This is a genomic window from Paenibacillus sp. Y859 (genome assembly GCF_056786405.1).
Genome location: NZ_JBXCIZ010000005.1, coordinates 1 through 19,477, shown reverse-complemented (window position 1 = coordinate 19,477; position 19,477 = coordinate 1). Strand labels below are relative to the sequence as shown.

22 protein-coding genes and 1 riboswitch are annotated in these 19,477 nt (G+C 41.4%); of the genes, 13 read left to right on the top strand and 9 right to left on the bottom strand.

Annotation, left to right across the window (positions count from 1 at the left end):
* Positions 1-135: 135 nt before the first annotated feature.
* From AC1TO8_RS12670 to AC1TO8_RS12660, 3 genes are all read left to right on the top strand, one after another.
* Positions 136-1,176 (top strand): LacI family DNA-binding transcriptional regulator, encoded by a 1,041-nt coding sequence (locus tag AC1TO8_RS12670; protein WP_482055987.1) that lies wholly within the window; start codon positions 136-138, stop codon positions 1,174-1,176.
* A 156-nt stretch (positions 1,177-1,332) separates the two neighbouring features.
* Positions 1,333-1,995, top strand: coding sequence for a beta-phosphoglucomutase (gene pgmB, locus AC1TO8_RS12665; RefSeq protein ID WP_482055986.1), 663 nt, complete (start codon positions 1,333-1,335; stop codon positions 1,993-1,995).
* 41 nt (positions 1,996-2,036) lie between these two features.
* Complete coding sequence (locus AC1TO8_RS12660; RefSeq protein WP_482055985.1) at positions 2,037-4,340, top strand: glycoside hydrolase family 65 protein; 2,304 nt, start codon at positions 2,037-2,039, stop codon at positions 4,338-4,340.
* Between the two features lie 56 nt (positions 4,341-4,396).
* On the opposite strand, the gene AC1TO8_RS12655 is transcribed toward AC1TO8_RS12660, so the two are convergent.
* Complete coding sequence (locus AC1TO8_RS12655; RefSeq protein ID WP_482055984.1) at positions 4,397-4,816, bottom strand: pyridoxamine 5'-phosphate oxidase family protein; 420 nt, start codon at positions 4,814-4,816, stop codon at positions 4,397-4,399.
* Positions 4,817-4,962: 146 nt separating this feature from the next.
* Positions 4,963-5,074: riboswitch (TPP riboswitch) on the top strand.
* A 100-nt stretch (positions 5,075-5,174) separates the two neighbouring features.
* On the opposite strand from AC1TO8_RS12655, the gene AC1TO8_RS12650 reads away from it, so the two are divergent.
* The 4 genes from AC1TO8_RS12650 (at position 5,175) to AC1TO8_RS12635 (ending at position 8,134) form a co-directional block, all read left to right on the top strand.
* A complete protein-coding gene (locus tag AC1TO8_RS12650; RefSeq protein WP_482055983.1) occupies positions 5,175-6,179 on the top strand; it encodes an ABC transporter substrate-binding protein in 1,005 nt (334 codons plus the stop codon).
* Positions 6,180-6,260: 81 nt separating this feature from the next.
* A complete protein-coding gene (locus tag AC1TO8_RS12645; RefSeq protein WP_482055982.1) occupies positions 6,261-6,554 on the top strand; it encodes a thiamine-binding protein in 294 nt (97 codons plus the stop codon).
* On the top strand, positions 6,551-7,315 hold the full coding sequence (locus AC1TO8_RS12640; RefSeq protein ID WP_482055981.1) for an ABC transporter permease: 765 nt from the start codon (positions 6,551-6,553) through the stop codon (positions 7,313-7,315). The genes AC1TO8_RS12645 and AC1TO8_RS12640 overlap by 4 nt, the downstream gene beginning before the upstream one ends.
* A gap of 18 nt (positions 7,316-7,333) precedes the next feature.
* Positions 7,334-8,134 (top strand): ABC transporter ATP-binding protein, encoded by an 801-nt coding sequence (locus AC1TO8_RS12635; RefSeq protein ID WP_482055980.1) that lies wholly within the window; start codon positions 7,334-7,336, stop codon positions 8,132-8,134.
* 22 nt (positions 8,135-8,156) lie between these two features.
* On the opposite strand, the gene AC1TO8_RS12630 is transcribed toward AC1TO8_RS12635, so the two are convergent.
* The gene (locus tag AC1TO8_RS12630; protein ID WP_482055979.1) at positions 8,157-8,762 is read right to left on the bottom strand and encodes a TVP38/TMEM64 family protein; all 606 of its coding nucleotides are present in this window, start codon (positions 8,760-8,762) and stop codon (positions 8,157-8,159) included.
* A 49-nt stretch (positions 8,763-8,811) separates the two neighbouring features.
* Here AC1TO8_RS12630 and AC1TO8_RS12625 point away from each other — a divergent pair, with 49 nt between their 5' ends.
* Entirely contained in the window at positions 8,812-9,612 is an 801-nt protein-coding gene (locus AC1TO8_RS12625; protein WP_482055978.1) for a TatD family hydrolase, read from the top strand.
* A 76-nt stretch (positions 9,613-9,688) separates the two neighbouring features.
* On the opposite strand, the gene nfsA is transcribed toward AC1TO8_RS12625, so the two are convergent.
* The 4 genes from nfsA to AC1TO8_RS12605 form a co-directional block, all read right to left on the bottom strand.
* Positions 9,689-10,432 carry an oxygen-insensitive NADPH nitroreductase gene (gene nfsA, locus AC1TO8_RS12620; RefSeq protein WP_482056251.1) on the bottom strand — a complete coding sequence of 248 codons (744 nt, stop codon included), beginning with the start codon at positions 10,430-10,432 and terminating at the stop codon, positions 9,689-9,691.
* An 80-nt stretch (positions 10,433-10,512) separates the two neighbouring features.
* Entirely contained in the window at positions 10,513-10,881 is a 369-nt protein-coding gene (locus tag AC1TO8_RS12615) for a metal-sensitive transcriptional regulator (protein WP_482055977.1), read from the bottom strand.
* A 212-nt stretch (positions 10,882-11,093) separates the two neighbouring features.
* Entirely contained in the window at positions 11,094-11,267 is a 174-nt protein-coding gene (locus AC1TO8_RS12610) for a hypothetical protein (RefSeq protein WP_482055976.1), read from the bottom strand.
* A gap of 207 nt (positions 11,268-11,474) precedes the next feature.
* Positions 11,475-12,842: an MATE family efflux transporter gene (locus tag AC1TO8_RS12605; protein ID WP_482055975.1), complete on the bottom strand. Its 1,368-nt coding sequence runs from the start codon at positions 12,840-12,842 to the stop codon at positions 11,475-11,477.
* Positions 12,843-13,036: 194 nt separating this feature from the next.
* Between AC1TO8_RS12605 and AC1TO8_RS12600 the strand changes: the two genes are divergently transcribed.
* The gene (locus AC1TO8_RS12600; RefSeq protein ID WP_482055974.1) at positions 13,037-14,701 is read left to right on the top strand and encodes a copper resistance protein CopC; all 1,665 of its coding nucleotides are present in this window, start codon (positions 13,037-13,039) and stop codon (positions 14,699-14,701) included.
* A 37-nt stretch (positions 14,702-14,738) separates the two neighbouring features.
* Positions 14,739-15,440 carry a YcnI family copper-binding membrane protein gene (locus tag AC1TO8_RS12595; protein WP_482055973.1) on the top strand — a complete coding sequence of 234 codons (702 nt, stop codon included), beginning with the start codon at positions 14,739-14,741 and terminating at the stop codon, positions 15,438-15,440.
* Between the two features lie 84 nt (positions 15,441-15,524).
* Here AC1TO8_RS12595 and AC1TO8_RS12590 read toward each other — a convergent pair whose 3' ends face one another.
* On the bottom strand, positions 15,525-15,755 hold the full coding sequence (locus tag AC1TO8_RS12590) for a cold-shock protein (protein ID WP_482055972.1): 231 nt from the start codon (positions 15,753-15,755) through the stop codon (positions 15,525-15,527).
* 161 nt (positions 15,756-15,916) lie between these two features.
* Positions 15,917-16,117 (bottom strand): cold-shock protein, encoded by a 201-nt coding sequence (locus tag AC1TO8_RS12585; RefSeq protein ID WP_036651712.1) that lies wholly within the window; start codon positions 16,115-16,117, stop codon positions 15,917-15,919.
* A 325-nt stretch (positions 16,118-16,442) separates the two neighbouring features.
* Between AC1TO8_RS12585 and infC the strand changes: the two genes are divergently transcribed.
* The 3 genes from infC to AC1TO8_RS12570 all read left to right on the top strand — a co-directional run bounded on the left by infC (position 16,443) and on the right by AC1TO8_RS12570 (position 18,908).
* On the top strand, positions 16,443-16,928 hold the full coding sequence (gene infC, locus AC1TO8_RS12580; RefSeq protein WP_482055971.1) for a translation initiation factor IF-3: 486 nt from the start codon (positions 16,443-16,445) through the stop codon (positions 16,926-16,928).
* 63 nt (positions 16,929-16,991) lie between these two features.
* The gene (locus AC1TO8_RS12575; protein WP_482055970.1) at positions 16,992-18,062 is read left to right on the top strand and encodes an undecaprenyldiphospho-muramoylpentapeptide beta-N-acetylglucosaminyltransferase; all 1,071 of its coding nucleotides are present in this window, start codon (positions 16,992-16,994) and stop codon (positions 18,060-18,062) included.
* 96 nt (positions 18,063-18,158) lie between these two features.
* Complete coding sequence (locus tag AC1TO8_RS12570) at positions 18,159-18,908, top strand: SDR family NAD(P)-dependent oxidoreductase (RefSeq protein WP_482055969.1); 750 nt, start codon at positions 18,159-18,161, stop codon at positions 18,906-18,908.
* 396 nt (positions 18,909-19,304) lie between these two features.
* Here AC1TO8_RS12570 and AC1TO8_RS12565 read toward each other — a convergent pair.
* Positions 19,305-19,477 (bottom strand): zinc ribbon domain-containing protein (locus AC1TO8_RS12565; RefSeq protein ID WP_482056250.1); only part of this gene is annotated, 173 nt, incomplete at its 5' end.

Below are 19,477 nucleotides of genomic sequence, written 5' to 3'. Positions count from 1 at the left end.
CATATTAGTCAATATGTTTATGATAGGTTTGTTATTTACAAGCCGTAGACATTAGATTAAGATATCAATTGTAAAAGAGAATATTTCGTTTGTATGATTTAATGATTCATGCAAACGGTATCATCGGAGGTTATTATGTCTGTAACAATTAAAGATGTCGCGCGGAAGGCTGGCGTATCTCCCTCCACGGTGTCACGAGTACTATCCAATCATCCTAGAATAAGCCTTGAAACTTCTCGAAAAGTAAAAATTATTCTTGACGAAATGGGGTATTACCCCAATATTATGGCTCAAAGCCTTGTTTCCAAAACAACGAATAGTATTTGTGTTATTCTACCGAAGTCTGCTGAAGAACTGTTCCTCAATTCATTCTTCATGGAATTAGTTCGGGGGATTGTCACACAAGCGAATCGGTCAGGATACGATGTTGTACTTAGTTCGGGAGGTAGTGAGCAAGAAGAAATCGAAGTTGTTTCTCGACTCATCAATGGGAAAAGAGTCGACGGAGCTATTTTGCTATATTCACGTAAAGATGATCCTGTTGTCGAATTTCTACACAGTAATCATCATCCCTTTGTCTTAATTGGTCGTAGCGATAAATATCCGGATCTGCTATCCGTTGATAATGATAATATTCAGGCAGCCTATGATGCTACCAAGCATTTGATTTCCTTCGGTCATAAACGAATCGGTTTCGTTAGTGGCCCCCCCCATCATGTCGTATCCATGGACCGACTTAAGGGGTACCAAAGGGCTCTCGAAGAAGCCGGACTTGAGATGCGGAAAGATTGGATTGTTGAAGGGGAATTTCTGCAAGAAAGTGGCTATCGAGCAATGTCGTTCTTCATGAATTTACCGCAACGGCCTACAGCCTTAGTTGTGGTTGACGACCTTGTATCCTTCGGTGTACTGCGTGGCTTACATGAACTTGGATACAAAGTTCCTGATGATCTAAGCATCGTCAGCTTTAATAATATTGCTATCGCTGAACTCTCTACACCACCCATAAGTAGCGTCGATATCGGTATTTATAATTTAGGTTACACCGCTTCTCAAGCCTTAATTCAATCGATTCAACAGGACGGGGAGAAGGATTTTCAAAAAAGACATATTATATCTCATCGCCTTGTCGTTCGAGAATCTTCTATGTTATCTGTCACTGAATTAAATAATTAACATACCTATGCAAAAACATGATTTCTGCTATAATGTTCTTATGAAGTTGTTAAATACTGGTTCGTCACGGATACCATAATATAGTGAAGCACACTCTTGCTTCATTATATTTTTAAATATAAATACAAACGTTTGCACAATGGAGGAGAACAGCTCATGAAACCTAATAATCACCCCATTCAAGCTTGTTTATTTGACCTAGACGGTGTACTTGTTGACACAGCTAAATATCACTTTTTAGCTTGGAAACGGCTCGCTGATGAGTTGGGCTTTATATTTACTGAGGAAGATAATGAAAGACTAAAAGGTGTAAGCCGCATGGCTTCGCTAGATATCTTACTCGCAATAGGCCATCTTCAACTCGATGAAGAAACCAAGCTTATACTCGCTGACAAGAAAAACAACTGGTATGTTGACTATATTTCGAAAATGGATGACTCGGAAATTTTACCGGGATCTCTCGCCTTTCTTCAAGAATTGAAACAACATGGAATTAAAATCGCCTTAGGTTCTGCGAGCAAAAATGCTATGACGATATTGAACAATGCTAATTTAGTTCCTTACTTCGATGCCATTATTGATGGTACCCACACATCGAATGCTAAACCTGATCCAGAAGTATTCATACTCGGTGCAAAGGCCGTACAAATTGCCCCAGAGCATTGTGTTGTATTTGAGGATGCCGAAGCAGGAATCGAAGCGGCTTTACGTGCAGGAATGCGCAGCATAGGTATTGGCCCAGTAGGCTCACTCACCCAAGCAGAATATGTCGTATCTTCTCTCGAAGAAATGTCTGTTGAGAAATTACAACGATTATAAATATTTCTATTTACCATCATATTTTGAAGGAGACGATTCGCATGAAGCAATATTTACAATTAGACCCATGGAGCATTATTGAAGAAGGTTTCGACCCACAGAATCATGAAATATCAGAAAGTATATTCAGTATTGGGAACGGTTACATGGGACAACGAGCTAATTTCGAAGAGAAATATAGTGGCTCCTCCCTTCAAGGCAGCTATATGGCCGGCGTATACTATCCTGATAAAACACGTGTTGGATGGTGGAAGAATGGCTATCCTGAATACTTTGCAAAGGTATTAAATTGTACGAATTGGATTGGTATTGATGTCCTCATAGATGGAGTAGCCCTTGACCTAGCTGTATGCAAAGTGAAGGATTTCGTACGCGAACTCAATATGAAGGAAGGCACACTCTCAAGAAGCTTCATCGCTGAACTTCCAGATGGTAAAGAAGTGCAGATTGCGGCGATTCGATTCACCAGCATTGCTCGTCGAGAGATCGGAGCCATCCGATATGCCGTGACACCTTTGAATTTCAGTGGTTCTATTTCTTTAACACCGTATCTTGATGGTGACGTGTCTAACAAAGACTCTAACTACGATGAGAAGTTCTGGTTAGAAGTGTCCAAAGAAGTGACAACAGCAGATGCAACACTAACGATCAAAACAAAGAAGCTTGATTTCCACGTTACCTCTGTCATGGCATATACAGTACTCAAGAATGGTACTCCTGTTACGATCACACCGGAAACAATCGATAAAGAAAAATATGTTGCTCATTCTTTTAAACTGGATGTCCAGGAGAAAGAACAGATTGTCCTATATAAATATGTAGCGAATGTCACTTCCCGCGATCATGATCAGGATCAATTACTTAGCGTAGCGCGGAACGTTCTTCAATCTGCCATGGGGGCGGGATTCCAAGTTCTACTTGAAGAGCATATTACGGCTTGGGCTGAAAAATGGAGTGAGAGTGACATCGTTATTGAGGGTGATGTTGCAGCACAACAGGCGATTCGATTCAATATTTTCCAACTTAATCAGACTTATAACGGAGAAGATGATCGACTCAATATCGGGCCTAAAGGGTTCACAGGTGAGAAATACGGTGGAAGTACTTATTGGGATACCGAAGCTTACTGCCTCCCCTTCTATTTAAGTACTGCTGACGAATCCATTGCTCGGAATCTGTTGGTCTATCGTTACAAGCACTTAGAAAAGGCGAAGGAAAATGCCAAGAAACTCGGCTTCAGCAAAGGTGCCTTATATCCTATGGTAACTATGAATGGAGAAGAGTGCCATAACGAATGGGAAATTACTTTTGAAGAAATCCACCGTAATGGCGCTATAGCTTATGCTATTTACAACTATGTCAATTATACAGGGGATACTGCTTATCTTGGCCAATATGGTCTTGAAGTTCTTGCTGAAATTTCGCGATTCTGGGAAGAACGTGTCAATTATGTTCCTGCCAAAGACCAATATATGATGTTAGGTGTTACTGGACCTAATGAATACGAGAACAATGTCAATAATAACTGGTATACGAATAGTATCGCAGTATGGACGTTGAAATACACGTTGGAAGTACTGAATGACCTGCAAAAGAATGATCCGACCGTTTATGAAGAAGTTATAACTAAGTTACAGTTAACTGAAGACGAAACAACTAAGTGGAACGATATTATTGCTAAAATGTACTATCCATATGATGAAGAACGCCAAGTCTTCTTACAACAGGATGGATTCTTGGATAAAGACCTTACACCAGTTAGCGAATTAGATCCGTCTAACTTGCCATTGAATCAACAATGGTCTTGGGATCGTATCCTTCGTTCTGTTTACATTAAGCAAGCTGACGTATTGCAAGGAATATTCACTCTAAGAGACCAATTCGATCTAGATACGGTGAAACGTAACTTCGATTTCTATGAGCCTCTTACCGTGCATGAGTCTTCCTTATCTCCTTGTGTGCATTCGATTCTTGCTTGCGAACTAGGATATAAAGAGAAAGCCTACGAAATGTATCTTCGTACCTCTCGCTTAGATCTAGACAATTATAACAATGATACCGAAGATGGTTGTCATACGACGAGCATGGCTGGTACTTGGATGTCTGTTGTTCATGGATTTGGAGGATTGCGTGTACGGAATGGTGTTCTACACTTAAACCCATTCAACCCTGGACATTGGAAGTCATTCTCGTTCAAAGTCATGTTCCGTCATTCGCTCCTAAAAGTAACCGTTAGCGAGCATGATGTGACCGTTACGAATGAGACGGAAGTTCCTGCTAGTGTGAATGTTTACGGTAAGGATTACACCGTCAATGGATTGAGTCATATCCAAGTCGATCTATAATATATATGAAGAGACCTCCACAATCCGCAGCCCGGATGTGGGGGTCTTTTACTACTTCAGGCAATCCACTTTCTTTGCTTTCCATCCTTATCCGTATACAGAATATCTGCGAGTTGGATATCAAGAATGACATAATTAGGGTCACTTGGTCCGTCAAACCATTCCTTTAAATCATCATTCCAACATTTTCGCTTCAAACTATCATCTGTGCTAATTGAACAGGTTCCTTCCATCTCAACTACCTCTTTAGTCCCTCCGATTTCATATCCTATCAGCAAAGATACGTTTGGATTATCCTTCAACTCCTCTACCTTATGCGTTCTCCGATCGCTTACCAAATGAATGCTCAATCCTTCATTATACAACATCATATATCTCTGCTTTGGCTTATTGCCTTCAATAGTTGCCAGAGAACAAATCCTATTGTTGTCTAAGATCTTCGTTATATCCTGCTCTATTATCTTGTTGTCCATCATGAATGGTATTCCCCTTCCTCTTGTTGAATGTACTTAAACCATATGATTTATTGTACCCACCTATTAAAATACGAATCAAGATTTGAACAATTCCTAGCTGGACACCCCCAGCATAGTCGATTATAATGACGTAGAATGCCTTAACTTCATAAGTACAGGGGTGCTGGAATTGGCCGGCTGAGATTGTGTCCCACTAGACACTGACCCTTATACCTGATCTGGATAATGCCAGCGTAGGAACGTATCTGATATGATTATATCCATATCTATCTTGCGCCTACATGCGTCCCGATTACGGGGCGCTTTTTTGTATACGAATAGGACATGGAACAACCAGTCCAATAGAGGAGAGAGCAGAATGAGCAAGAAAAGAGCAATGTCGTTACTATTTACATTCTTACTAATACTCGTAATAGCGGGTTGTGGAGGAAATAAGAATGAACAAAATGCACAGACTAGTAAGAAACTACAAGACGTCAAAATTGTCTTAGACTGGACTCCTAATACTAATCATACAGGTCTATATGTAGCGAAAGATCAAGGATATTATGAAGAAGAAGGTCTTAATGTTGAGATAGTCCAACCAGGTGCAGGCGGAGCCGATACGATGGTCGCTTCAGGGGCCGTACCTTTTGGAATAAGCTATCAAGAAAGTGTGACACTAGCTAGAACACAGGACGTCCCGCTCGTCTCTATTGCCGCAGTCATTCAACATAATACGTCCGGTTTCGCCGCACCCGTAGATCGAAACATTAAATCACCCATGGACTTTGAAGGTAAAAGTTATGGAGGTTGGGGTTCGCCTGTAGAAGAGGCTATCATGGGCTCCATCATGGAGAACGAAAAGGCGGATGTTAAGAAGGTTAAGATGATCAATATGGGTGATGCCGATTTCTTCACGGCGGTTAAGCGTGATATCGATTTCGCATGGATCTTCTATGCATGGACAGGTATTGAAGCAGAGCTCCGCAATGATCCAATCGACATGTTATATGTTAAAGATTATGCTGCGGAACTAGACTATTACACGCCTGTCATTGTAACGAATGAGAAGCAGATCAAGGATGATCCTGAATTAGTCAAAGCTTTCCTCAGAGCAACAACGAAAGGCTATCAGCTAACCATTGATAAACCAGAAGAGGCTGCTAATATACTTAGTAACGCAGTTCCTGAGTTAGATAAGGATCTTGTTCTCGCAAGTCAGAAGTGGCTTAGTCCACGTTACACAGACGATGCCCCTCGTTGGGGTGAACAAAAAGTCGAAGTATGGCAGGGCTATACCGATTGGATGCTAAGTCATAATCTTCTGGATAAACAGATTGAAATTAAACAGGCATATACGAATGAGTTTTTACCTGAGTAACCTATAAGTGCGAGTTCAAAAAGTCAGCTTTTCAGCACGAAGATTACCGTGAACCGTATTCGAAAGGATTGAACTTATATTATGGCAAACACATTATTGAGCATTCAAGTTATTCCCAAGACACCTGGAAATGAAGATTCCATTCCTTATGTAGATCGTGCAATTGAGGTCATCCAACAATCCGGAGTGAAACATGAAGTTCACCCTCTAGAGACGACAATGGAAGGTGAGCTTAGCGAGTTGTTAGACATTGTGAAGAATATGCACGAGGCCCTTGTTGCGGCAGGGAGTCCAAGTGTCATTTCTCAGATTAAGATCGCACACAATCCAAACGGGATCAGCATGGATAAGTTAACGGAGAAATATCGTTCATGAGATTGTGGTGGAACAAAATCTGGCCGCCCTTCATGGCGGTCTTCTTGTTATTGCTGATATGGCAGCTATGTACAACTTTCTTTGAAATTGAGAAATGGATTCTTCCCTCTCCAACTGATATTGTTCGTGAGACTTTCTCTCAATCAGCTGGATTGTGGGAACATACTATAGCAACAACAAGGTTAACTGGTGTTGGATTCCTCATTGGATCATCGGTAGGTCTGTTTGTCGCCATTGTATTGCATATGATTCCTTTTCTAAAGTCGGCCTTATATCCTCTACTGATTCTCAGTCAGAATGTACCGACCATCGCTCTTGCTCCACTACTGATGATCTGGTTTGGATTCGGTCTGCTTCCCAAGATCATCGTCATTACGCTCGTCTGCTTCTTCCCGATAGCTATCGCGATGATGGGTGGACTGAGACAAACGGATCCAACCATGCTTAGCTATATGCGTATGATTGGAGCAAGCAAGAGACAAATCTTCTTAAAATTAGAGCTTCCCCATTCACTCCCTGCTCTCTTCTCAGGAATTAAGATCGCAGCGACGTATAGTGTGATGGGTGCAGTCATTGCAGAATGGATCGGATCCGATAAAGGAATCGGTTATTATATGATGCTACAGAAAGCTAGTTATCGTACGGACCGCATGTTTATTGCAATCTCCATTATTATTGTTCTTAGCCTCCTGATGTTCGCCATTATAGGTCTGCTAGAGAAGTGGCTAGTCCGCTGGAAGCCACGTCAAGAACACAAATAAGCCTAACATTACTAACTTATGAAGGATGTGTTTCTCATTAATGTCCATTCAGCATCACAAGCATTGCAAGTTACTAATATACACAAAAGCTTCAGCAAACAAGGTCAAGAACTATCTGTGCTAAATGGTGTTTCCCTTACCGTGGAACATGGAGAATTTGTCTCTATCGTCGGACCTTCAGGATGTGGAAAAAGTACGCTGTTCCATACTATTGGAGGATTAGTACAACCCGATTCTGGCGAAGTATGGATGAAAGGACGCGAGGTCACAGGAGAACGAGGCCACATTAGCTTCATGCCGCAACAACCTGCTCTATTTCCTTGGCGGACCATTGAAGATAATGTCATTCTTGCACAAGAAATAAAGGGCACTTCCAAGAAAGACGCTCGTAAGGAAGCTCGGGAGTGGATTGCTAAGGTGGGGCTGTCCGGATTCGAACAGGCATATCCCCATACACTATCTGGTGGCATGCAACAACGAGTTGCATTCCTGCGAGCACTTCTCAGCCCAGAAGAACTAATATGCCTAGATGAACCCTTCAGTGCCTTGGATGCCTTGACCCGAAGTGATATGCAACGTTGGCTCCTTAATATTTGGGAAGAGAATCAGCGCTCTGTCTTATTCATCACTCACAATATCGAGGAGGCCTTGCTACTATCCGACCGCATTTATGTATTCTCCAATCGACCTGGATCTGTATTGCAAGTTGTAGATGTACCGCTCCCTCGACCACGACGAGAAGAGCTTACTGATGATCCTACCTTTCTAAAGCTGAAACGGGAATTGTCGCAGTTGATGAAAGAAGAGCAAAAAAGATAGGATTTACGAACTATTCGCATCCCTATCTCTGTCCACGTATTTTGCTTAAGCTTCTATAATGAGTAACTACAAAAGCCATAATAAGGGCACTACAAAAAATGACATATGATATGATCAACTTTCGCAAGTCCATGTCGGGGAAAACGAGCGAGGAACTAATGATACCGAATAACCATATATGCGAGAGTACTCCTACAATAGAGGACCAGGTATACGTAGACACCTTGATGGGTGATAAAGCAGACATAAAAGCGATGATGTTGTTGGGCATGACGGGTAAAGTACGAAGAAATATAATCGCCCATGCTCCATATTTATCAAAGCCATACTGCCATTTCTCGTATCTCTTTAGCCGCTTGCCCCATCTTTGGTTAAACCAATCATGAAAGAAATATTTGCAGATAATAAACACAACGATCGCGGCCACTGAGCCTACTAGCCAGCTAGCCATCAATCCCGCCTTAACTCCTAGTATCGATATGTGAAGCACAATCAATGTAGCAAATGGAAAGATACCTAGAAAGTTCTGAATAATCGCTAGTATGAGCGTTAGAAGGATAATGGCAATCCCCTCTAATCCTGTAAAGTTTAAAAGCCAATCAATCGCTTGATCTATCATATTTGTCATAAATACAGACCGACTCCATTTCAATATTTCTCTTAGGAGGTCATTTATCATGAACATTCCAACTTACATTCCAATCATTGATGCCCATATTCACCTTGATTCCTATAGTGAGGAGCAAGCATTGCACCTTGCAGAGTTGTCCAATGATGGTGTGACTGGGGTTATCGCTGTATCCATGAATCTCCAATCCAGCATCCGCAATCTGGAGATTGCTAAATTACATCCTACTCTCGTTCATCCTGCCTTTGGATTCCATCCTGAGCAACCTCTGCCGACATCAGAAGAGGTTGCCGAACTGTTGTCATGGATGAAGGATCATCATCATGACATGATCGCTGTAGGGGAAGTTGGTCTTCCCTATTATTCACAGCTAGAAGCGCAGGAAACTGGACAACCTTTTGACCAAACACCTTACATCGCCCTGCTGGAACAATTTATTTCTTTCGCCGCCATATACGATAAGCCCATTATACTACATGCCGTATATGACGATGCAAATATAGCATGTAACTTACTTGAAAAGTATGGCGTAACCCAAGCGCATTTTCACTGGTTCAAAGGTTCCGCGGATACTATAGAGCGTATGGCGAATAACGGTTATTATATATCCTTCACGCCAGATATTCTTTATGAAGCTGAAATTCAAGAATTAGCCCGCCTCTATCCGAAAGAGCAGGTCATGGCGGAAACCGATGGACCCTGGCCCTTTGAAGGACCCTTCTCTGGACAAATGACCCATCCACGGATGGTGTCTGATGTCATTGAAGCTTGGAGTCAAATCCATCATATTAGCGTAGAATCAGCCCGTAGCGTGATCTACTCCAATACTAAGAGATTTTATGGGATCTAAAGAGTTTCTAGCTAATAATAAAGACGCTTTGCCATCCCTCTTGCAAGGACGGCAAAGCGTCTGTGTGTGTCATAGCTTACTTTTTCATAAACCCTTTACTCAACAGAAATTCCTTCATATGCAATCGACTTGGCTGCGCCAAGCGATTAGCCATCATTTGTGACCACGGAGTATCGTTCTTCCCAGTTGTTCTTTCTAACATATATTGCTTCGTGGTTTCATCATAGGCCTTCACCTGCTCTACGATCTGTTCTTTGGAATATCTATTTCTGTGGAGCACGGCATCCATAGGTAAGCGAGGTCGTATGCCGGTATCTTGATCCGGATATCCAACACACATGCCGAATACAGGATATACCAATTCTGGTAGGCCAAGTAGATCAGAGACCTCTGCAATATGATTGCGTACACCACCAATATATACAATTCCAAGCCCCATCGACTCTGCAGCCACCGCTGCATTCTGAGCCGCTAGGGCCACATCTGTTGTGGCTACAATGAGGTTCTCCATAGAATCTTCATAGGATGGTTGATCAACTAATTGCGGTGCCGTCAATTGCTGCAGGCGATATAAATCTGCACACCAAACTAGGAATACAGGACATTGCTCCACATAGGATTGATTTCCTGCAAGTGTAGCGAGCCTTCTCTTCAATTCCGGCTCTGTTATTGCAATAACACTATAAGCTTGCACATTACTTGAAGTAGAGGCCATTTGTGCGCTAGAAACGATGAGTTTCAATTGCTCCTCAGTAACTGGCTGATCTGTAAATCGTCGGATCGACCGATGATTTAACAACTGAGATATCGTGGCATTCATAAGCACCGCTCCTTGTATTGTTATCATTAATACTATCTCCAACCAAGGCGATGACCTTGCCAGATTGCTGCATCTTTTGCTTATCTCATTAATTTATTGACTGTAATCAATAGTTCATCAATGACATCATGCTCTCCCGCTTCAATACGTTCCACAACACAACTCTTCATATGTCCTTCCAATAATAGCTTGCCCACGCCATTCATAGCCGATTGAATCGCTGCAATCTGGTTCAGAACATCATCACAATACGTATCTTTCTCGATCATTCCTTTAACTCCACGAATCTGACCTTCAATGCGATTCAAGCGAGTCACTAGTTGCTTCTTCGTCTGTTCCGAGTGATGACTCTTCCTTGAATGAGTGTCTGTATGACACTGGTTAGCAACCGTACCAGAATCAGATGAGCTTAACTCTTCAACTGAACCGTCTAATTTATGATCCGCCATGGGTGTTCTCCCCCTATTCATATATAGAACATATATTATTCCTTACACTACCTTACCATACCCCCCAAGGGTATGTAAAGTTGCTCATTTTCCCAACTAATATTCCTCTTTGACAACATAAATAACCCGCTGTACGGAAATATCCGTGCAACGGGTTATTCACTTCACTCCATTTCACATATACTACAGTCTATCCTAGAAGTGATATCATTTCAGTCTTTATCAGCTGCATTCATCTCATAGACCGTTTGATGAAGCTCCTTAATCATATGTTGCATAATCATACTTTGCTGATCACTAATTCCAGATTGGTTATCTTGGATGATCATTTGGTGGATATTCCTCTTCAGTATCTCACTACGACGTTCCAACATAGCATGGTTCATTAACTAAATCACTCCTGACTTGTCTTTGAACTTGCAGATGAAGTCCTTCATTAAGTATAAAGAACTATGAACATTATTGAAAACTTACTGAAAATGATTATCCCCTTGAAAATCAGGCTAAGGCTTGAGCAGAGGAGCTGACCCGACTGAGCCATACATATCCTCCCCTATGCGCCATGTTCCTACCTAAGCGTAGCTACTCAGCCCTTAAAACGCTATTCCCTCAGGAGACTGAACAGAAATATCCCTCATATGTCCCTTCCTCTTCCTCCACCTTAAAGCGACCAGAATTCCACGTAGATATTCATCTGCAATCATTGCGATATATACACCAAATAGTCCCATCTCTAACACAATTCCTAATAAATAAGCTAATCCAACAGATACAATCCACATTGAGATGACGCTTATTGTCATAACATAACGGGTTTGTCCCACTGCATTCAGAGCATTACCCATCGTCATATTAATCATCTTACCCGGTTGAAGAACAATATTAACGATCAATAGAAATACACCGGTTGCTATAATCGACTCGTCCGACGTGAACCAGCCCAATATATATTTACCACATATGACGAGAATTAACGTATTCACTACCACAAGCAAGATTCCCCATTTGACAGCCTTCCACGCATCTGAGTAGGCTTCTTCACGTTTCCCTGAACCATACAGATGCGCAGTACGAATCTGAACAGCCATCGCTATAGCCATCCCAAATAGAAAGGCAAATGACTCCACAGTTGTCAGATATGAGCGTGTTGCTAATTCCATAGCACCCATCGTCCCTATTAATGAGGCAATGACTAGCTGAGTAATCGAATAAGAGCCCCCACTTAAGGAAAGAGGTATACCTATCTTCGCTATCTCTTTCACAATCTTCTTATTCCATTTCACAAACTCACCGAACGTAAGGCGCGAACTAAAGCTATTCAATAAAATTATAAACAGCATAATCACAGCAATAGACCTACTTAGAACGGTTGAGATACCCACTCCCACCATACCCAATTCAGGAAATCCAAATGCACCAAATATAAATACATAATTAAATAATATATGTATTAAATTCATCCCTACAGCAATCATCATCGTTGCTTTTGTATTACCTGTATTCCGAATAATCGTACTACAAGTTTGAAGGAGTGCCATCATAAGTGCACCACTTCCTACGATATAAAGATATTGCTGTGCCAAAGGTCTAATTTCCATAGGTACCTGCAGTAGAGCGAGTATTGCATCTGTATTGAAATGTATAACTAGACTGACTACAATTCCAATCATGACATTAAATGAAAAAGCCAAAGACGCCGCCTTGCGAGCTTCTAACTCATTGCCCGATCCAAGCTTCTGAGCAACTAATATACCTGATCCACTACTAATCATCGCGAACAATACGAACAAAGCTGCAAAAAACTGATTGCAAATCCCTACTGCCGCAACAGCTTCATCTGATATTTTGCTCACCATAATTGTATCAACTGTCCCAATCATAAATTGCAGAGACATTTCCAACATAATTGGCCATGCTAAATTATACAGAGAATAGGTGTCATTGCTTTTTAAAGATGCCAAATTTCTCTACTCCTAAGTTCAATTGGACATAGTTATTCTAATTATTATTTTTATATCCGCCGCTAATGATATCATTCATCCATAAGAGCTACAATGACTTTTCCAAATTACATATAGCCCATTGGAGTCATTACAATTTAAACACCCCCATGATAGGATGAGTAAAATACTATACAGTCAAAGGTGAACGCACATTGAGAATTCTCCACAAAGTACTTGGACTTGGAATAGTCCTATCCTTTCTATGCTTGTTGCTATATCCAACCTTCACCTATGCGCATGCGTATCTTCAGAAATCAACACCCGCTGCGAACGAAGTCGTCCGTCAGTCACCCTCAAAGATTACGCTTCAGTTCAATGAATCTATCCAACCTGCATTTCACGACATTCAAGTCATGAATTCAGCTGGAGAACGGGTTGATCTTGAGGATAGCTACATTCCAGATAGCCAAATGAATATTCTTGAAGGTAATGTCAGACCTAATCTGCCAGATGATGTGTATCTCATTACGTGGAATGTGATTTCAGGGGATGGTCATCGCATTGAAGGTAGTATTCCTTTTCAAGTTGGAGGCGATAATAGTTCTATTAATATCCCTTCTGCGAAATCCACAAGCACCTTTCCTGGATTAGACTTGATTACAATTCGGTGGCTACTTTACTTAAGCATGTCCTTCTTCATGGGCATTCTCTGCTTCTATCGCTTTATGTATCCTGCGAATCCCAAAGGAGCACTCCCATTGCCCCAGCGTAGCCGTACGTTATTATGGATAACCTATGGCGGTATACTTGTGAGCATTCTGCTAAGTCTGCCACTACAAGCGACGATTGATGCACGTATTCAGTGGACTGAATTATGGATAACTCCATGGTTCACTCAAATGTTCCAGACGAACTTCGGTCTCATATGGTTGATCCAATTGGGATTAGCAGTTGTTCTAGGAGGGGTAATCTATGCTGCCCATCGGACATCAGGGGGAAGTCGCTTGAGAATCATTGGTTATTCCTTAGCTCTGTCTCTCGCACTGGGTATTCTCTTATCCAAATCATTCATAGGTCATCCAGCTGCTTCTGAGTTGAAGGCTCTGTCCATAACAATGAACTTCCTTCACTTAGCCGCCATATGCGTATGGATCGGTTCATTACTTGCGCTAGCTATTGTTCTTCCGGGTGAGGCTTCACTTCCCACTTCTACCGAGGAACGCAAAGGGACCATTTTCCGTGTTATTCGCACGTTCTCCTGTTGGGGATTCGGACTTGTCGCCATCGTCATACTGAGTGGAATCTATGCCAGCCTAAAGTATGTACCTACACTATATTCGTTATTTAATACGTTATATGGTCAAGTACTGTTGCTCAAATGTGGTCTTGTACTCATTATGCTAGTACTTGCAGCAATCAATTTCCTTCGTGGAAGAAGGAACAAGCCCATTGGACGTAGTGTATGGATCGAATTAAGCATGGGTGTCATCACACTTGTACTTGCAGCTATTTTAACCAATTTACCTACAGCTACATCTACACCAGGTCCTGTTCATGTATCGAATACTTTAGACAACGGAGAAGTGATTTCACTCCGCATTAGCCCTAATATTGTCGGCAATAATCAGTTTGAAATATATGTTCGGGATGCTAAAGGTCAAGGTATCCACAATATTCAACAAGTGAAACTTACGCTCACCTCACTAGATATGGACATGGGTAAGTATGAGATCATCGTTCCCCACGAACCCAATTCTACATTTATGGCAAAAGATCTAATCAGCATGGCTGGGCGATGGAATATTCAAGTCCATATCCTATCAGCATCGCTGGACGCTTGGGATACAGACTTCACCATCAGAGTAGGTACTAAATAGTTCAACCACAATCTAATCACGAAAGAAGGAATTTATCTTGTTTAAAAAGTCTAAATTATCTATCTTATTCATCTCAGTTGTTGCAAGCTCAATGCTATTCGCTGGTATCGCAAGTGCTCATGTCACCGTGAAACCAACGACATCCACCCCTGGTGCTTGGGAAACTTATACCATTAAAGTACCCGTTGAAAAGGATATTGCAACTACGAAAGTATCGCTGAAGATTCCAGCTGAAGTAGAGTTCAAACAATATCAGCCCACACCCGATTGGCAGACTAGTACCGAGAAAGACGCTTCAGGCAAAGTTAGTTCCATTACTTGGACCGCTACAGGGGAAGGGATCTCAGCCGGAGAATTTCAAACATTTGACTTCGTAGCCGTGAATCCGAAAGAGGATGCATCGATAGCATGGGACGCTTATCAATACTATTCAGATGGAAGTATTGTAGAATGGACGGGCGAGGAAGGCTCCGATTTACCTCATGCCATCACCTTAATTACATCTGCTACATCATCCGAGGAAACTAATAACAGCGCAGCAAATGAACATGATCACAGTACAGCAGCACCTACCACTCCATCGGAAGCAGATCAAGAACCTACTACTAACACATCGGACACTTCCAGTTCAACGAGTTCCACCTCGACCATGGATATCATGACACTAGTTATATCTATTGCCGCCTTAGTTCTTTCAATCATCGCCTTACTTAGATCCCTTAGGAATAAAAAGCAATAACTTCAGAAGATATCTCTTTATATCATAAGCACAAAACAGACCGTAATCCATATGGATTACGGTCTGTTTCTCGTTCGTATTACCTTATTCGATTTGAACGCCCTTCTTGATTGCCTTCAAGTCACCATTGGAATTGTTAAGTATAGGAAGCATCTTGTCATCTCGAACCATAGGGGAGTTGCACAACCGACAAGTCGGTTCATGTTCGAATGCGAAATTATCACGCATCCATCCCTTACAATTCTCATCTGTACAGGCCCAAATTGAAGTATTTTCCTCTGGAATTTCCTCTAACGATTTTTTGCGATAGTTCATACTCAACCTCCTCATTAGACTTTAAAAAACCAAACAAGTAAAGACGGATACCGAACCCAAAAAAAAGTGGCATCCGCAAGATAGATCATACCTTAACGTCATATGTCTGATAGTATTAAAAAAACTGCCCTTAACAGACGTTAAGGGCAGTCTTGTTTGTATTAAAGCTTAACTACGTTTTCTGCTTGTGGTCCGCGGTTTCCTTCAACTACGTTGAACTGAACACGTTGTCCTTCGTCCAAAGTCTTGAACCCGTCGCCAGTGATAGCTGAGAAGTGAACGAAAACGTCGCTTCCGCCTTCAACTTCGATGAAACCGAAACCTTTGTCTGCGTTAAACCATTTTACTGTACCTGTTTGCATTTGTAATTCCTCCAAAAAGTTTAATTTAATGCTGATCTTTTTTTACACTTACATATAAAAAAGTTTCACACATTGAAAAGAGTTCCAATATAACTTGAAGCCGCTTTTCAATACGTGAAAGCGATCAATATTTCCTAACTGAGATCATTGTAACATGTGGATTGATTAAACGCAAGGCTGAGTAAAAGTAATTTTTATCTCTTTTTTTGTTGCACACCTTATAGCGTTGTATAACAACCTATTTCTAGCGTAGAACAGTTGATATTTCTCCTCCCACACGCTAACATTGGATCATTATCCCATGCGAAAGTCCAGGTGTTCATATATGATCAAGAACGAAAAGATTAAAGCCTCCGAAGTTCAGTTAACCGGAATTCATGGCGAGGACTTAGGCATTGTCTCTACTGTCGATGCTCTAGCAATGGCCAAAAAGCTCAAAGTCGATCTAATCTGCACTTCTCTCTTGAGTAGCCCCCCACCCTGTCGGTTAATGGGAGCCGGAGCTGCTAAACAGGAAGTACAGCAATCTAAACAAAAAGACCGCAAACTAGATCCCAATACCAAGGTAAAGGAAATTCGTCTTACTCCCCAAATCGAAGACCATGATTACGATACGAAGAAGAATCAGGCTCATAAGCTTTTGAAATCAGGAAAAGCAGTCGTACTCGTCGTACGTATACAAGGTAAAGAAGGTCCCAAAGCAAAAGAGTTGCTAGAGCTACTACTTAAGGACCTTACAGAAGTGGGCAGCAAGCATACCGGGATTCAACTCAGTGGAAAACAAGCGATGGTTCAGGTAGATCCTTTATAGAATAGGCGTTATATTAACTGGTTTACGCAACATAAGTAACCAGAACATTGCGAGGTTAAACATATGTCCAAACGTATTTTATTTACAGGTGGCGGATCAGCAGGTCATGTCACAGTTAATGTAGCGCTTATTCCACGATTTGTGGAACAAGGATGGGATGTTTCATATATAGGCTCGATAAAGGGTATTGAGTCTGAGCTGATCAAGAACATCGATCATGTCGAGTATCATAGTATTTCAACAGGCAAACTTCGACGTTATATGAGTGTGGAGAATTTCAAAGATCCTTTCCGCATCGTCAAAGGTGTGTTTGAAGCAACTCAATTAATACGAAAAATCAAGCCTGATGTCGTGTTCTCCAAGGGTGGATTTGTATCTGTCCCTGTCGTGATCGGCGCTAAATTAAACAAGGTTCCGATTGTTATTCATGAATCCGACCTTACTCCCGGGCTCGCTAATCGAATCGCACTTCCTTTAGCTACGAAGGTATGCGTAACTTTCCCTGAGACGATAGATCATATCAAGAGTGACAAAGCCACTTATGTCGGGGCTATTATTCGTGATGAGCTGCGAGCTGGCGATGCTACCCGTGGATTACAATTCCTTCAGTTCACCAACAGCAAGCCAGTCGTTCTCATTATGGGCGGTAGCTTAGGAGCGAGAAAGATCAATGAGACGATTCGTAACAATCTAACCTTTCTTCTTGATCAGTTCCAAGTGGTGCATATTTGTGGAAAGAACCAAGTAGACGCTTCTATTCGTATAGATGGATATCAACAATTTGAGTATATCCATAATGAGCTTCCAGATGTCATTGCCTCCGCAGATATTGTCATAACAAGAGCAGGTTCTAATTCGATCTTTGAATTTCTAGCACTTCGCAAACCGATGCTCTTAATCCCATTATCGAAGGCGGCGAGTCGTGGTGACCAAATTTTAAATGCTCAATCTTTTAAAAAAGCTGGATATGCTGAGCTTCTATTAGAAGAAGAGTTAACCAATGAATCATTTATGATCTCACTTCATGTACTTGTCTCTAAACAGGCTCAAATCATTGAAACTATGGCTCAATACGATCATACGAATACAATTGATCAAGTCATTCAACTCATTCAGGATACGAGCATTCACTAATGCCATTCAACATTAAAACACAAAACACTATAGTTTTTTATTCTATTATTTGGTATATTAACTTCATCATTTTCATCATAAAGGAGAAATTACACAATGGCTATTGAATCAACCGTCAAATGTGCTTTAGTTACAGGTGGAAGTAGAGGGATCGGGAAAGCCGTTGTCTTGGAATTCGCTAAGGCAGGTATCCATGTCATGATTAACTATTTCGGTGACGACAAAGAAGCGTTGGATGTTAAACATCAAGCAGAAACTTATGGAGTTCAAGCAGAAATATTTCATGCGGATGTTAGCGATCCCGTTCAAGTAAAGGATTTGTTCGCAGCGATCGACAACATATTCGGAAGATTGGATATTCTAGTTAATAATGCTGGAATTGCTCAAACGGTAACAGTCAAAGAGATGACAGACGAGCAATGGGATCGAATGATCAAAATACATATGTATGGTACATTCTACACTTCTCGTGAAGCAGCTCGCATAATGTCGGAGCAGAAGTCTGGACGAATCATTAATGTTACGTCCGATCTCGCCGGTCAGGGAGGTGCTGAACTGGCACATTACGCAGCGGCCAAAGGCGGCATTACAGCATTTACTAAATCACTTGCAAGAGAACTAGCCCCATACGTATTAGTTAATGCTGTCGCACCTGGTGGTACTTTCACCGACGTTCGATCCTCTCTTGAAGATACCCATGATAGGAACGATTCACGCCAATTATTAAATAGACTAGCATTCCCGCAAGAAATCGCTAGATCCATTCTATTCCTTACTTCAGACGATGGTAGCATTTACACTGGACAGGTTCTTGGAGCCAATGGCGGCAGCGTCATGAACGGCTAAACTATCAAGCTATCGAACTATCGTTTGAGTGCATTTCACAAAAGGAAAAGAGTATCAAGTGAAACTTATACTTTCTTATATTTTGAGAAAACAGGCCATCTTACCGAGGCCTGTTTTTCTTTCCTCTATAATCAGCATTAGTTGTAATTTTGTAAGGCATCTCAGTTACTATTTAGTGTATCTTAGTCCATACTTATAAGTCTGAGATGTTCACTACTAACTTTGTATTTTTCCATTCTTTAAGTTACACTAAACATGATTTTTCAACTTGGCGTGGTGTATTAAAATCAGTTTAACAATCCGTCCTAATATTGAACTACTCACCACTTAACCGACCTTACGGTCTGTTTGAAGTGGGAGATTCCTACGAACACCAACCTAACGGTCGGTTTTGAATTAGGCTAGCCCCACAGTCCCTGCGGTTAGAAGCCTGATGGCTTCATTTTTAATATTGATTCCTGCGTTAATATCTCTTTGATGATGGGTATGGCACTCTGGGCAGTCCCATTCACGTAGTCTGAGATTTTTAACATCTATGTTTTTGTAGCCACAACTTGAGCAGAGCTGGC

Excerpts from the sequence above, each read along its gene's own strand:
- AC1TO8_RS12630 (WP_482055979.1), bottom strand. The coding sequence starts at position 8,762 with ATGACAAATATGATAGATCAAGCGATTGATTGGCTTTTAAACTTTACA.
- AC1TO8_RS12590 (WP_482055972.1), bottom strand. The coding sequence starts at position 15,755 with ATGAACTATCGCAAAAAATCGTTAGAGGAAATTCCAGAGGAAAATACT.
- AC1TO8_RS12660 (WP_482055985.1), top strand. The coding sequence starts at position 2,037 with ATGAAGCAATATTTACAATTAGACCCATGGAGCATTATTGAAGAAGGT.
- AC1TO8_RS12640 (WP_482055981.1), top strand. The coding sequence starts at position 6,551 with ATGAGATTGTGGTGGAACAAAATCTGGCCGCCCTTCATGGCGGTCTTC.
- AC1TO8_RS12615 (WP_482055977.1), bottom strand. The coding sequence starts at position 10,881 with ATGGCGGATCATAAATTAGACGGTTCAGTTGAAGAGTTAAGCTCATCT.
- AC1TO8_RS12645 (WP_482055982.1), top strand. The coding sequence starts at position 6,261 with ATGGCAAACACATTATTGAGCATTCAAGTTATTCCCAAGACACCTGGA.
- AC1TO8_RS12655 (WP_482055984.1), bottom strand. The coding sequence starts at position 4,816 with ATGATGGACAACAAGATAATAGAGCAGGATATAACGAAGATCTTAGAC.
- AC1TO8_RS12585 (WP_036651712.1), bottom strand. The coding sequence starts at position 16,117 with ATGCAAACAGGTACAGTAAAATGGTTTAACGCAGACAAAGGTTTCGGT.
- nfsA (WP_482056251.1), bottom strand. The coding sequence starts at position 10,432 with ATGAATGCCACGATATCTCAGTTGTTAAATCATCGGTCGATCCGACGA.
- pgmB (WP_482055986.1), top strand. The coding sequence starts at position 1,333 with ATGAAACCTAATAATCACCCCATTCAAGCTTGTTTATTTGACCTAGAC.
- infC (WP_482055971.1), top strand. The coding sequence starts at position 16,443 with ATGATCAAGAACGAAAAGATTAAAGCCTCCGAAGTTCAGTTAACCGGA.
- AC1TO8_RS12625 (WP_482055978.1), top strand. The coding sequence starts at position 8,812 with ATGAACATTCCAACTTACATTCCAATCATTGATGCCCATATTCACCTT.
- AC1TO8_RS12670 (WP_482055987.1), top strand. The coding sequence starts at position 136 with ATGTCTGTAACAATTAAAGATGTCGCGCGGAAGGCTGGCGTATCTCCC.
- AC1TO8_RS12575 (WP_482055970.1), top strand. The coding sequence starts at position 16,992 with ATGTCCAAACGTATTTTATTTACAGGTGGCGGATCAGCAGGTCATGTC.
- AC1TO8_RS12635 (WP_482055980.1), top strand. The coding sequence starts at position 7,334 with ATGAAGGATGTGTTTCTCATTAATGTCCATTCAGCATCACAAGCATTG.
- AC1TO8_RS12610 (WP_482055976.1), bottom strand. The coding sequence starts at position 11,267 with ATGAACCATGCTATGTTGGAACGTCGTAGTGAGATACTGAAGAGGAAT.
- AC1TO8_RS12650 (WP_482055983.1), top strand. The coding sequence starts at position 5,175 with ATGAGCAAGAAAAGAGCAATGTCGTTACTATTTACATTCTTACTAATA.
- AC1TO8_RS12570 (WP_482055969.1), top strand. The coding sequence starts at position 18,159 with ATGGCTATTGAATCAACCGTCAAATGTGCTTTAGTTACAGGTGGAAGT.